This is a genomic window from Caldicoprobacter algeriensis (assembly GCF_023838525.1).
Classification (GTDB): Bacteria; Bacillota; Clostridia; order Caldicoprobacterales; family Caldicoprobacteraceae; genus Caldicoprobacter; species Caldicoprobacter algeriensis.
Genome location: NZ_JAHUQD010000001.1, coordinates 205,316 through 217,855, shown reverse-complemented (window position 1 = coordinate 217,855; position 12,540 = coordinate 205,316). Strand labels below are relative to the sequence as shown.

Genomic DNA, 12,540 nt, shown 5'->3' with positions numbered 1-12,540 from the left:
AAAAATTTTGATTTTTTGAGAAGGATGTTGAGACTTTATGATCAGACGGCGGATTGAAGAGCTGGAAGAAAAGATTCTTTCGCCGTATGCTTGTCTCAGCAGTCGAACCAGGGGAAGGCGATATCCACTGGAGAAATGCCAGATACGTACTGAGTTTCAGCGAGACCGCGACAGGATACTGCACTGTAAATCCTTTCGCCGGCTGAAGCACAAAACCCAAGTATTTATAGCGCCCGAGGGCGACCATTACAGGACGCGGCTTACCCATACTCTGGAAGTGGCCCAGATTGCACGGACCATTTCCAGGGCTTTGAGGCTCAATGAAGATCTCACCGAGGCCATAGCGCTGGGGCACGACCTGGGGCATACTCCCTTCGGCCATATAGGCGAAAGGTTTCTGGACAGCGTGACCAGCACCGGCTTTAAGCACAACCTGCACAGCCTCAGGGTAGTGGATGTACTGGAGGGCGAGAAAGGGCTCAACCTCACATGGGAGGTAAGGGATGGGATTGTAAACCACACCATGTCGAGTAAGCCGCCGGCCACTCTTGAAGGGCAGGTCGTAAGGATAAGCGACCGCATTGCATATATAAACCACGATATAGATGATGCGCTGAGGGCCGGCATCATCACCATGGATGACCTGCCGAAGGATTGCATTGAAGTGTTGGGCAGGACCCATGGCGAGAGAATCAACACCATGATACTGGATGTAATTGAAAACAGCAAGGATAGGCCGTCAATAAGCATGAGCCAAGAGATAAGCCAGGCCACCGAAAAGCTGAGGTCTTTCATGTTTGAAAAGGTGTACATGGGTTTTGTGGCCAAAAAACAGGAGGAGAAAGCCAGGTACGTACTTGAAAACCTGTATGATTATTTTATGAAGCACCCAGACGCGCTTCCACCCGAGTATCGTTCGCATATAGAGGTATATGGCGTAGAGCAGGTGGTGTGCGACTATATAGCCGGCATGACCGATCGCTATGCTCTCAAGATGTTTTACAATCTGTTTATCCCCTCGGGATGTTAAAGATGGCGTATAAAATTCATGGCAAAAGCTGAGAATACTAAAGATAGAGCCTATGCCCTTATGTAGTTTGAAGGCAAAAAAATAAAAGGTAAAGAAGGAATTTTGGTTTAAATGTCGAATATATGTACCTTATTTGAACGGTTTAAAACTCCTTAAAAAATTTTATAAAATTTAAAGAGGAAAATCAAGAGTTATGTCGAATATATTTTGGGTTAGGTGAAGAGAGAATGGGAACGTTCCTCCCGGATGAGTGGATTGATGAGGTGAGGGAAAGAAACGATATAGTAGATGTGATTTCCGAATATATGCTTTTAAAACCCCAGGGGAAGGGTTTTTTTGGGCTGTGTCCTTTTCATGCTGAAAAAACTCCATCATTCCACGTCAATCCCGAAAAGCAGCTTTACCACTGCTTTGGGTGTGGTGCAGGGGGCAATGTCTTTACGTTTATAATGGCCATGGAAAAGCTGGACTTTGTGGAAGCGGTTAAGTTTCTGGCAGAGAGAGCAGGTATGGCATTACCCCAGACCACAGACGCTGAAGAGTTTATAAGGTCCAAAAGCAGGAGGGAGCGGATATATCAGATAAACCGTGAGGCTGCCAGATATTATCACAAAATGCTGTTTTCGCCTGAGGGAGGACAAGCGCTTTCCTACCTGAAATCCAGGGGCCTAGACTTAAATACCATCAGGAAATTCGGTATAGGCTATGCACCCGATGGCTGGGAAAACGCAAAGCAGCATTTGCTGGGCCTGGGATTTGAGGAGGAACTTCTCATCCAGTCAGGTATAGTGGTGTCTAGCAAGGGCAGGACCTACGACCGTTTTCGCAACCGGGTGATCTTCCCCATCATCAAGCCCAGGGGGCTGGTGGTGGGTTTTGGTGGGAGGGTGCTTGATGATTCGCTTCCCAAATATTTAAATTCGCCCGAGAGCCCTGTCTTTCACAAGAGCAGCACTCTGTTTGGTTTAAACCTTATCAGGGCAGGTTCTTCGCTAGACCACATGATTATAGCAGAGGGGTATATGGATGTGGTAACCCTCCACCAGTTTGGCTTTAAAAATGCGGTGGCATCGCTGGGAACGTCGCTAACGCAGCAGCAGGCAAAGCTCATAAGGCGGTATACCCAGCAGGTGTACATAGCTTATGATGGCGATGTCGCTGGACAGAAGGCTACTCTGAGGGGGCTTGACATACTCCAGGATGCAGGGCTGAGGGTGAAGGTGATTCTGTTTCCCGAAGGCATGGACCCTGATGAGGTCTTGAGAAAATACGGCGCCGAATTTTTTAAGAAGTTGATGGACAAGGCTGTGTCTTTGGTGGATTACAAGCTGGATAAGTTGCGCAGCCAGTATGATCTGAATACTCCCGATGGACGGGCAAGATACGCCACAGAAGCTGCCAGAATATTGATACAGGTGCCCAACCTGCTTGAAAGGGATGTCCATATACAGCGCCTGGAGGCTCAGACAGGTTTTTCTTCCAGGCTTCTGTACCAGCAAATTGGCCAGCTGGAGGGTTCGGCGCAAAAGGAAGGTGTAAAAAGGCATTTGGTTGGTAATAATAGGTATGTCGACAAGATGGCTGCTGGCAGGGAGTCCATGCCTGGTCATATCAAGGCAGAGAGGTATCTGGTCAACTTGATGGCCAGCAGCGAGTGGTTGGCAAAAAAAATAGTTGGGAAGGTTGAAGAAGAGCATTTTGAAGAGCCCATAAACAGGGAAATTTATGGCATAGTTGTTAGTCTCCTTGATTCAGGCAAGGAGATCAGCGTTCCGCAGGTTCTAAGCTGTGTCCAGGACCAAGATAAAATACAGCAAATGGTTGAAATATTTGAGCAGCCTGTGAAGTACGATAATATTGATAAATTTATTTCAGATTGTATAGAAGAGATAATGCATCGCCATTTAGAGAAGCGCAGACAGGAGGTATTAGGGTTAATCAGGAAGATGGAACAGGAGGGGAAACAGGGGACCGATTCCTATAAAGCTCTGCTGAGCGAGATGGCTGTTTTGACCAAAAAGGTCAGTGCAAATCGACACGGAAAGGAGGGGATATTATGAAAAACGATGAAAACAAGCAAAAAAATGACAAGCTGAAAAAGATAAAAGAGCTGATTGATAGGGGAAAAGAAAAGGGCGTTTTGACGTATAAGGAGATTATGGATGTGCTGGAAGACGTTGATTTGGACCCTGAGCAGATTGAGAAGATATACGATACTTTCGAATCCCTCGGCATAGATGTGCTGGATGAAGAGGTGGTAGCTGAGGAGATAAACCCCGAAGAAGACTTAGACCTTAGCCTTCCTGAAGGCGTTAGCATAGATGACCCTGTGAGGATGTACTTGAAAGAGATAGGAAAGGTGCCTTTGCTTACCGCAGAGGAGGAGATAGAGCTTGCCAAGAGGATGGAGCAGGGAGACGAAGAGGCAAAGAGAAGGCTCATAGAGGCCAATCTCCGTCTGGTGGTCAGCATTGCAAAGAGATATGTGGGCCGGGGTATGCTGTTTCTGGACCTCATACAGGAAGGCAACCTGGGGCTCATAAAGGCGGTGGAGAAGTTTGACTACAGAAAGGGTTATAAGTTCAGCACCTACGCTACCTGGTGGATCCGCCAGGCTATAACCAGGGCTATAGCAGATCAGGCCAGGACCATAAGAATCCCTGTGCACATGGTTGAGACCATCAATAAGCTCATCAGGATTTCACGGCAACTGCTTCAGGAGTACGGTCGTGAACCTCAGCCTGAAGAGATTGCCCGGGAGATGGGCATCTCAGAGGAAAAGGTGAGGGAAATTCTGAAAATAGCTCAGGAGCCCATTTCGCTTGAAACCCCAATAGGGGAAGAGGAAGATAGCCATCTGGGAGACTTCATACCCGACGAGGATGCCCCGGCTCCTGCGGAGGCAGCGGCTTATAACCTGCTTAAGGAACAGCTGAAGGAAGTGCTTGATACATTGACGCCGAGAGAAGAAAAGGTCTTAAGGCTGAGGTTTGGCCTGGATGACGGCAGAGCAAGAACGCTGGAGGAAGTAGGAAGGGAGTTCAACGTCACGAGGGAGAGGATTCGGCAGATTGAAGCCAAGGCTTTGAGGAAGCTAAGGCACCCCAGCAGAAGCAAGAAGCTCAAGGACTTTTTGGACTAAGGATTCAGCATCTCTTAAAATAAGAGGAGGTGCTGAATCCTTCTTTGTTTTGAGTGAGGGGTAAAATTAGAGAAATTGGGGAGCGCAAGAGAACAGTAAACCCCCTTCAATTTATTAAGGGGAGGACGTCACAATAGAGTAATAGGGAATACAGCATCAAAGTAATCCCAATTAATATAAGAAATGGGACAGAATAAATAATACCAGAGCAAGTAAATGTTGGTGAAGGAACGGATGGAGAAAGATTTCAAGTTGGGTTGTGTGATAGCTGTAATAATCTTTGTGTGAGTGAATAGGGAAACCAAAAGGGAGAAGGGATTTGGATATGTGTGCTCAACAAATAATAAAATGCCTGATAATTATATTATTAACGATTGGCCTTGTTTCCGGATGTTCATTAAAAGAAGAAAGTGCTGATCTATTTGGCAAGTATTACAAATTGCCCCATAAGATCATTGTCTATAATCATGGGAATAAAGAGGAGATTGATAAAAAGGACCAGCTTTACCATCAGATAATTCAGTTATTGAATCAAATGTTTGCAAAGGTACGGGATATAGGTATAACTAAAACCGCCATTGATGAATATAACGAAAAACAGGCAAAAGAGGTATTGGCATTGGAGTTCATATATTCTGATACTTATGAATTCCATTATAAAGATTGGAGAAGTGAAATAAACAGTGAATATTGCAGATTGTTTATTCCCTTGGATAGACCTTCAAATGCAACCGAGATATTTTTCGGAAATGAGGAAAAATATTTTAATGGCCCAGTGGGGATGTTTGTGGAACCTACCGAGCTGATTGAGTTGGTCAACTCTTCTTCCAAATAAAACTCCATCTAACCCCTTTGGCCAGAAAGAGGGCATGATATTATCATAGAATAACTACATTGAGATTTTTTACCTATTGACTGAATAGTGGGATTGCGGTATAATATTACCCGCAGCTGTGGGGTTTTTTGTGGGCCTTTAGCTCAGCGGTCAGAGCAGCCGGCTCATAACCGGTTGGTCCGGGGTTCGAATCCCTGAAGGCCCACCATTTTATTTGCGTGAATGATGCTTATATAACGTCTAGTGTCAGCTATATCCAGTATAAAGTGTGGGAATAAAAGGGATTGTTGAGGTACCAGTTGGTATTAGTTATAATATGTAGGGGTAACGGTATTTGGTTGTAGCGTTGACTAATGAAGTGTGAATGGTTGTAAAAAATTGCCAAAGTGGAAAATGCTCGATGTCTTGTTGTAACAACAACGCCGGGTAAAAACGGTGTTTTTTTATTAGTTAAGGTGATAGAATGCGGTTGAAAGGCAGACTGCTCAGCGTTGCCGAGATGGTGCCACGTTCAAAGTGCATAGTGGATGTTGGGACTGATCACGGAAGGCTCCCTGTTTGGCTGGTCAAGAGCGGTATTGCAGAGAGAGCCATTGTTACCGACATAAGCGCTGCTTCGCTTAAAAAAGCGGAGGCACTTATAAAGACCCATGGATTGGAAAACATAATCGAACCAAGGGTAGGAGATGGCCTGTCCGTCATACATCCAGGCGAGGCCGATACGGTGGTCATGTCTGGAATGGGTGGCCTGCTGATAAGGGATATTTTGGAGAGCGCACCACAGGTTACAGCTAGCGTTAAGACCTTTGTACTGCAGCCCATGAGGAGCCAGAGTTTGCTGAGAAAATGGTTGGCCGATAATGGATATGCTATAGTGGATGAGTCGCTGGTACGCGAAAAGGACAAGTTCTACGAGGTCATTGTGGCCCGGCATGGCAGGCAGCACATCCCTAAGGATGTGTATTATGATATAGGATATGTGCTCATCAAAAAGCATGACCCGCTGCTTAAGGAATTTATAGAGCACAAGATGGCTAAGACGGCGGCCATCATAGAGCAGTTGGAATCTCAAGGGACGGCGGAGTGTCAAAAAGAACTTGATGAGTTCAAGCGCAAGCTTGAAGATTACAGGGAGGTTTACCAATGGGTAACACGGTACGACAGGTCGTAAAGGTGATGGAGGAGATAGCCCCACCTTACCTTGCAGAGGAATGGGACAACGTAGGCCTGCTGGTGGGTGGGATGCAGGACAGCGTTCACAAGGTCATGGTGTGCCTCGATGTGACCGAGGCTATAGTACATGAGGCCATACAAAAAGGCTCGGATATGATCATATCGCACCACCCAGTTATATTTGAAAAACTGAGGAGCCTGCGCAGCGATACGGGCAGGGAGCGCCTGCTGCACCTTCTCGTTCGCAACGACATAGCGGTTTACTGTGCCCATACCAACCTCGACAAAGCCTCGGGAGGAGTGGATGATCTTTTGGCTGCGCGCCTGGGCCTTCAAGATGTTGAGCCTTTGAGCTTTGACCAGCGGGATAAGCTGTACAAAGTAGTGGTGTTTATTCCAAAGGGCCATGAAGATGCGGTGATGGATGCAATGGCTCAGGCGGGTGCAGGGTGGATAGGCAATTACAGTCACTGCACCTTTCAGATTAACGGAACGGGTACATTTATGCCCCTTGAAGGAACAAATCCTTATATCGGCCAGCAGGGACGCCTTGAAAGGGTGAACGAGGTCCGCCTGGAGACTGTTGTTCCATCTAGCCAGCTGGACGGCGTTATCAATGCTATGGTGAAGGTTCATCCTTACGAAGAGGTGGCTTATGATATATATCCTCTGGCAAACCGCGTCAAAAAGCATGGCCTGGGAAGGATTGGAAGACTACCGCACAAGATGCCGTTTGAGGAATTCATAGAGAAGGTGTGTAACGATTTAAGGGTTTCAAGCATTCAAGTAGCAGGATGGATTGACGGCGAAGTGCAGGTGGTAGCAACTTGCGCGGGATCGGGCGCCAGCTTGATAAACAAGGCTTATTCCAGCGGTGCTCAGGTCTTTTTGACGGGTGAGCTGAAGTATCACGATGCCCAGGCTGCAGGAGAGCTGGGCATGGCTGCCATAGCCGCAGGGCATTATGCCACCGAGGTCTTCATTGTGGAAGAGTTAGTTTATCGTTTACAAAAAGCCTTTGATGCTTTACAATATGAGATAGAGGTATTTGCTGCCGAAACTATGGCTGATATCTATACGACGGTGGGGAAGTAGTTTACCACCTTTTAAATTTTGTGAAAGATGTTCTTTGCGCGGGGGTCGAGCGCTTTATGTGAAGGTTGAAAGGAGGTTGTGCTGATGGGACAGCTGGATCTGCTGTGGGAGTACCAGAATCTTGATTTAGCTTTGGATAAATATGATAAAATGAGAAAAAATTCTCCTTTGAGGAATAAATTGATAGAGCTTAAAAACTATTTGGTGCAGCAGCAAGAACACCTGATGAAACTTAACGAGGAAGCCGAAAAGAAAAACCACATATTGAACCGGATCAATCATGAATATGAGGATATTTTGAAGGCTTTTAAATCGGACTTTGATAAGGTGGAAGGGGGTCAGGTCCGAAGCGTCAAGCAGCTGGAGGAAATGCAAAAGGCTGCAGTGGAGCTGAAAAAAAAGCTGGCCAAGAAAGAGGAAGAGATAAAGGGCCTGCTCAATGATATCCAAGCCCTTTCGGGCAAGCTTGAAGAGATACGTGTTTGTATGGTAAAAGCAAAAAAAGAGTATTCCGACACCAAAGCAGAGTACGACAGCGAGGTTGCAAAGATTCAAAAGGAGTATCAGGAAGTCAAAGAACAGAGAAGCGAGCTGAGAAATAAGCTTGATCCTGAACTGATAAAAAGGTATAACAGGCTTAAGAAGAGCCGAGGTACTGCCATAGTCATGGTGGAGCAAAGCTGCTGTGGTGGCTGTAATATGAGTTTGGCGGCGCTGGTCATTGAAAGGCTAAAAAAGGGAGATGACATTATAGAGTGTGAAAACTGTGGACGCATACTGTATTGGGCCAATAAGACAGATGCTGACGCCAAAAGCGCTGTTTGATAATTTGACAAAGCGCTTGATCCGTGCTATTATATATTGCGCAAATGGAATAGAGCATGTGAGTAAGTCAGGCGATCGCGGCTGCACGTTATAAAAGTGCAGCTGAGGAAAGTCCGAGCTCCACAGGGCAGGGTGCTGGGTAATACCCAGTGGAGGCGACTCCAAGGAAAGTGCAACAGAAATAGACCGCCTGGCATTTGGCTTTGTAGTCAAATGCTGGGTAAGGGTGGAAAGGCGAGGTAAGAGCTCACCAGCAATCCAGGCGACTGGATTGGCTCTGTAAACCCCACCTGGAGTAAGACCGAATAGGGGACATTATGTGGTGGCCCGCCACGTCCCGGGTAAGGTCGCTTGAGCCTATCTGGCAACAGTAGGCCTAGATAGATGATCGCCCTCGACAGAACTCGGCTTACAGACTTGCTCACATGTGGGGAAATCCCGCCGTATGGCGGGGCTTTGCTTTTATATGCTGCTGTTTTGTTGATATACACGTAAAAATGTGATCCACTTAATTACGTGGAGGTGGTACTGTGAAAAAGATGCAGAATATAACTTTATTGCTGCCTAAAGATTTATTACGAAAAGTAAAGCATATAGCTATAGATAGGCAAACTTCTGTTTCCGGCCTTCTGATAAATATAGAAGAAATAGTTATAAAAAAAGATTTGTATGAAAAGGCGAAATGGCGCAATGTAAGTCTGTTAGAAAGAGATAATATTAATCTTGGCACAGAAGGCAAAATTACCTGGAATAGAGATGATTTATATGCATTTTAAACAGCGCATAGGAGCGCTTGTACGCCGCGATGTTTTGAGCCTTACCTTGCCGGTGGTAACCGAGCAGGTGTTTACCATGTCTATGGGCATGATAAATGCCATAATGGTAGGCCAGGTAGGGAGTCAAGCTGTCTCAGCGGTGGGCATGGTGGATTCCATAAACAACATCTTCGTAGCCTTTTTTGTGGCTCTGTCGCTGGGAGGCACGGTGGTGGTGGCACATTACGTAGGCCACGGCAACCGCGAAGAGGCAAACGATGCCACAAAGCAGGCCATGTTTTCGGGACTGATCCTGTCGCTTTTTATCACGCTTGTAACCTGGATGCTGCGCCGCTACATTATATTGGTGCTTTATGGAGCAGCTGAACTTGCCGTCATGGAAAATGTCAACATGTATTTTGGCATAACACTTCTCACTTACCCTTTTATAGCCCTCACTTCTATCGCCTGTGGCGTATTAAGGGGTGCCGGAGATACCAGAACGCCCATGAAGGTTACTATACTGATGAACGCCATCAATATCTGCTTGGGGTATGTATTGATTTACGGGCTCAATATAAGCAATATACACTTTTCTGTATCCATTCCTGCGCTAGGGGTTAAGGGAGCCGCTATCGGCCTTGCGGTAGCACGAGCGGTAGGCACTTTTATGATAATACATGTTTTGGTGAAAGGCTCTAAAGCCATAAAGCTTACTGATTTGCGCTCGTTTAAATTTAATCTACCGGTACAGAAAGCCATATTTAATGTGGGCATTCCTGCAAGCGTTGAATCTTTGCTGTTCAACGGTGGGAAACTCATCACCCAGGTGTTCATCGTAGGCATGGGTACGGCCTCTATTGCTGCCAACTATATAGCAAGTTCGGTGTTTTCCATAGTCAACGTTCCAGGAAATGCTCTGGGTGTTGCTGCCACAACCCTTGTGGGGCAATACATGGGTAGGGGTGAAAAGGAAGAAGCCAGTGACACCATGATGTATTTGACCAAGCTGGCGTCGTTTTGCATGCTGATACTGTGCATGGTTACCTACCCCTTGGCCGTTCCTTTAGCCAGGCTGTACATCAGAAGTGCGGATGTTATAGCCTTATCTGCACGCCTCATTCGCCTGACATCAATAGCCACACCGCTCCTGTGGCCCATTGCTTTTGTGCTACCCGCCGGATTGAAAGGGGCGGGGGATACCAGATACACCATGGTAACATCGTTCTTGGGCATGTGGGCGTTTAGGATTGTCCTGGGATATATCCTTGGCGTTCCCTTGAAAATGGGGGTGGCAGGAGTGTGGATTGGTATGTTTACCGATTGGCTGGTAAGGGGTGTCCTGTACTATTCGAGATTGAAGAAGGGTAAATGGGTGCAAAATGTAGTGATTCAAGACATGAGCAGCATGGCATGATGTATATTTTTGTGTAGAGAAAAGCGGTTTAGCGATGTTGTATATAGATAAAGCCTTTGACAAATAATAAGTGTCAAAGGAGGTTGCGTGATCATGAAAAATATAGCAGTACAGAAAGGCCTAGGCCATGTGGCGACTTATTTAAAAAATGCGGGTTATCGCGTGTTTGAATTTGATACCAGCCAGAAAAACCACGGCGATTTTTTCGATGGTTTTGATGCAGTGGTATTTACTGGGCTTGATGATAATGTTATGGGCATTCAAAATACCAGAGTCAATGTTCCGTTTATAGAGGCCAGTGGAATGACTCCTGAGGAAATAAAAGATGCTATAGAGCGTAAATTACAATAAATGTGAAGATGTGGGTACTTCGAGAGTAAAAGGACCTTAATCTACGATTAAGGTCCTTTTACTTTTTTAAAGGATTTTTCGCAATTATGTAGAATATATTATCAACGAAGAATATCAATTTTTTATTTTTGGCACAAGCGAAGTAAAGGAGGTTATTAGGTGGATAAGAAGGTTAAGGTGTTTACCGACAGTACGGCTGACCTTTCTCCTCAGCAGCTTGAGGCTCTAAATATCTCTGTGCTCCCCCTTTACGTGACTATGGGGGATAAGAGCTATCGAGACGGAGTGGACATAACCACTGCTCGGCTTTACGAGATGGTGGATGAGTTTCAGACTTTGCCCAAGACGGCCGCACCGCCGGTGGAAGATTTTGTTACCGCTTTTAAGCCTTGGGTAGACCAGGGCTATGACGTCATTTTTGTGGGTATTTCGTCCAAGCTGTCGGCCACCGTTCAAAATGCCCTGATTGCGGCCAATGAATTCGAGCCGGGCAGGGTGCATGTGGTGGATTCGCAGAACCTGTCTACCGGGATAGGGTTGCTGGCGGTAAAAGCGGCGGAGCTGGCCATGCAGGGTGTGGGAGCACAGGAGATTGTAGAAAAGGTAAATGCGCTGGTACCCAAAGTGCGCACCAGTTTTGTAATAAGCACCCTTAAATACCTTCACATGGGAGGACGGTGCACATCGCTTCAACTGATTGCTGGTACTATGCTGAAGATTAAGCCACAAATCATAGTCAAGGACGGTGGAATGATAGTGGGAGAGAAGTTCAGGGGTAAGGACAAGAAAGTGCTGGATTTATTCTATGTTAGTCACGTAGGAGATGGGGAAAACGTTGACCTGGAGAGAATATTTGTGACCCATTCTGATTACCAGGAAGGAGCAGAATACCTTGCTGAAAAGCTGAAAAGCGAGCTGAACCCAAAAGAAGTGTGTATAACCTCCGCAGGAGCGGTTATATCAAGCCATTGTGGTCCCGGTACGGTAGGCATACTCTACCTGGAGAAATAGGATGGCGATGAGGGTGGCAAAAAGGGGTTTTCTTTGATGAAAATCCCTTTTTTGTTTTGTTCCAAGGATTTAATGGCGTTTATGGTAAAATGTGCAGCAGGGTGCTATAATACATATGTTAAGAAGTTTTAAATTTTTCATTTTTAGGAAGGGTGAGGTGCCGTGGATGAACTTAAAAAGTTGGACGAGTTCAAAAAAATTGTTGAGGGCAGCGGTAATATAGTCTTCTTTGGCGGAGCGGGGGTCTCTACCGAGAGCAATATACCCGACTTCAGGAGTGCATCGGGCCTGTACAGTGCCAACCAAAAGACATCATATCCGCCAGAGGTGATGCTGAGCCATAGTTTCTTTATCAAGCACCCCGAGGAGTTCTATGAGTTTTATAAAAGCAAAATGGTGTATAGGGATGCAAAGCCCAACGCGGCACACATCGCTCTGGCAAAGCTTGAAGAGCAGGGAAAGCTCAAAGCGGTCATAACACAGAATATAGATGGGCTGCATCAGGCGGCCGGAAGCAAAAACGTGCTGGAACTTCACGGTTCCATCCATAGGAATTATTGTATGAAATGCGGACAGAATTACGACCTGGATTATGTGATGGACAGCGAGGAACTGGTTCCCAAATGCGAGAAATGTGGTGGGATAGTCAGGCCGGACGTGGTCCTCTACGAGGAAAGCCTGGACATGGATGTATTGTATAGGTCCATACACTACGTTTCCAATGCAGATGTGCTGATAGTGGGAGGCACATCCCTCGTGGTATATCCCGCTGCCGGGCTGGTGGATTATTATAAAGGGGACAAGCTGATACTCATCAACAGGACATCCACGCCCTATGATTACAGGGCCAACATCGTTATACACGACAGCATAGGCAAGGTATTGTCTTATGTGGTGGGATGACCT

The 12,540-nt window shown here is 46.2% G+C and carries 12 protein-coding genes, 1 tRNA gene and 1 other RNA gene; all 14 read left to right on the top strand.

What is annotated here, in order from left to right:
• Positions 1-37 precede the first annotated feature (37 nt).
• The 14 genes from KVG29_RS01130 (at position 38) to KVG29_RS01065 (ending at position 12,537) form a co-directional block, all read left to right on the top strand.
• Positions 38-1,030, top strand: coding sequence for a deoxyguanosinetriphosphate triphosphohydrolase (locus KVG29_RS01130; RefSeq protein WP_252225815.1), 993 nt, complete (start codon positions 38-40; stop codon positions 1,028-1,030).
• A 227-nt stretch (positions 1,031-1,257) separates the two neighbouring features.
• Positions 1,258-3,090: a DNA primase gene (gene dnaG, locus KVG29_RS01125; RefSeq protein WP_252225814.1), complete on the top strand. Its 1,833-nt coding sequence runs from the start codon at positions 1,258-1,260 to the stop codon at positions 3,088-3,090.
• Positions 3,087-4,172 (top strand): RNA polymerase sigma factor RpoD, encoded by a 1,086-nt coding sequence (gene rpoD / locus KVG29_RS01120; protein WP_252225812.1) that lies wholly within the window; start codon positions 3,087-3,089, stop codon positions 4,170-4,172. Before dnaG ends, rpoD begins: the two co-directional genes overlap by 4 nt.
• 319 nt (positions 4,173-4,491) lie before the next feature.
• Entirely contained in the window at positions 4,492-5,007 is a 516-nt protein-coding gene (locus tag KVG29_RS01115) for a hypothetical protein (RefSeq protein WP_252225811.1), read from the top strand.
• A 132-nt stretch (positions 5,008-5,139) separates the two neighbouring features.
• Positions 5,140-5,215, top strand: a tRNA-Ile gene (locus KVG29_RS01110).
• Between the two features lie 261 nt (positions 5,216-5,476).
• Positions 5,477-6,178: a tRNA (adenine(22)-N(1))-methyltransferase gene (locus tag KVG29_RS01105; protein ID WP_252225809.1), complete on the top strand. Its 702-nt coding sequence runs from the start codon at positions 5,477-5,479 to the stop codon at positions 6,176-6,178.
• Positions 6,151-7,275 (top strand): Nif3-like dinuclear metal center hexameric protein, encoded by a 1,125-nt coding sequence (locus KVG29_RS01100; RefSeq protein WP_252225807.1) that lies wholly within the window; start codon positions 6,151-6,153, stop codon positions 7,273-7,275. The genes KVG29_RS01105 and KVG29_RS01100 overlap by 28 nt, the downstream gene beginning before the upstream one ends.
• Before the next feature lie 84 nt (positions 7,276-7,359).
• On the top strand, positions 7,360-8,100 hold the full coding sequence (locus KVG29_RS01095; RefSeq protein WP_252225805.1) for a zinc ribbon domain-containing protein: 741 nt from the start codon (positions 7,360-7,362) through the stop codon (positions 8,098-8,100).
• Between the two features lie 59 nt (positions 8,101-8,159).
• Positions 8,160-8,528: RNase P RNA component class A (gene rnpB, locus KVG29_RS01090), an RNA gene on the top strand.
• Between the two features lie 111 nt (positions 8,529-8,639).
• Positions 8,640-8,876: a CopG family transcriptional regulator gene (locus KVG29_RS01085; protein ID WP_252225904.1), complete on the top strand. Its 237-nt coding sequence runs from the start codon at positions 8,640-8,642 to the stop codon at positions 8,874-8,876.
• On the top strand, positions 8,866-10,272 hold the full coding sequence (locus KVG29_RS01080) for an MATE family efflux transporter (RefSeq protein ID WP_252225803.1): 1,407 nt from the start codon (positions 8,866-8,868) through the stop codon (positions 10,270-10,272). Before KVG29_RS01085 ends, KVG29_RS01080 begins: the two co-directional genes overlap by 11 nt.
• Before the next feature lie 93 nt (positions 10,273-10,365).
• Entirely contained in the window at positions 10,366-10,623 is a 258-nt protein-coding gene (locus tag KVG29_RS01075; RefSeq protein WP_252225801.1) for a YkuS family protein, read from the top strand.
• Positions 10,624-10,782: 159 nt separating this feature from the next.
• Positions 10,783-11,634, top strand: coding sequence for a DegV family protein (locus tag KVG29_RS01070; protein WP_252225799.1), 852 nt, complete (start codon positions 10,783-10,785; stop codon positions 11,632-11,634).
• Positions 11,635-11,796: 162 nt separating this feature from the next.
• Positions 11,797-12,537 (top strand): NAD-dependent protein deacylase, encoded by a 741-nt coding sequence (locus KVG29_RS01065; RefSeq protein ID WP_252225797.1) that lies wholly within the window; start codon positions 11,797-11,799, stop codon positions 12,535-12,537.
• Positions 12,538-12,540: the final 3 nt, after the last annotated feature.

Bases quoted from the DNA above. Each gene is read 5' to 3' on its own strand.
- KVG29_RS01080 (WP_252225803.1), top strand. From the start codon at position 8,866: ATGCATTTTAAACAGCGCATAGGAGCGCTTGTACGCCGCGATGTTTTG.
- KVG29_RS01085 (WP_252225904.1), top strand. From the start codon at position 8,640: ATGCAGAATATAACTTTATTGCTGCCTAAAGATTTATTACGAAAAGTA.
- rpoD (WP_252225812.1), top strand. From the start codon at position 3,087: ATGAAAAACGATGAAAACAAGCAAAAAAATGACAAGCTGAAAAAGATA.
- KVG29_RS01130 (WP_252225815.1), top strand. From the start codon at position 38: ATGATCAGACGGCGGATTGAAGAGCTGGAAGAAAAGATTCTTTCGCCG.
- dnaG (WP_252225814.1), top strand. From the start codon at position 1,258: ATGGGAACGTTCCTCCCGGATGAGTGGATTGATGAGGTGAGGGAAAGA.
- KVG29_RS01095 (WP_252225805.1), top strand. From the start codon at position 7,360: ATGGGACAGCTGGATCTGCTGTGGGAGTACCAGAATCTTGATTTAGCT.
- KVG29_RS01100 (WP_252225807.1), top strand. From the start codon at position 6,151: ATGGGTAACACGGTACGACAGGTCGTAAAGGTGATGGAGGAGATAGCC.
- KVG29_RS01075 (WP_252225801.1), top strand. From the start codon at position 10,366: ATGAAAAATATAGCAGTACAGAAAGGCCTAGGCCATGTGGCGACTTAT.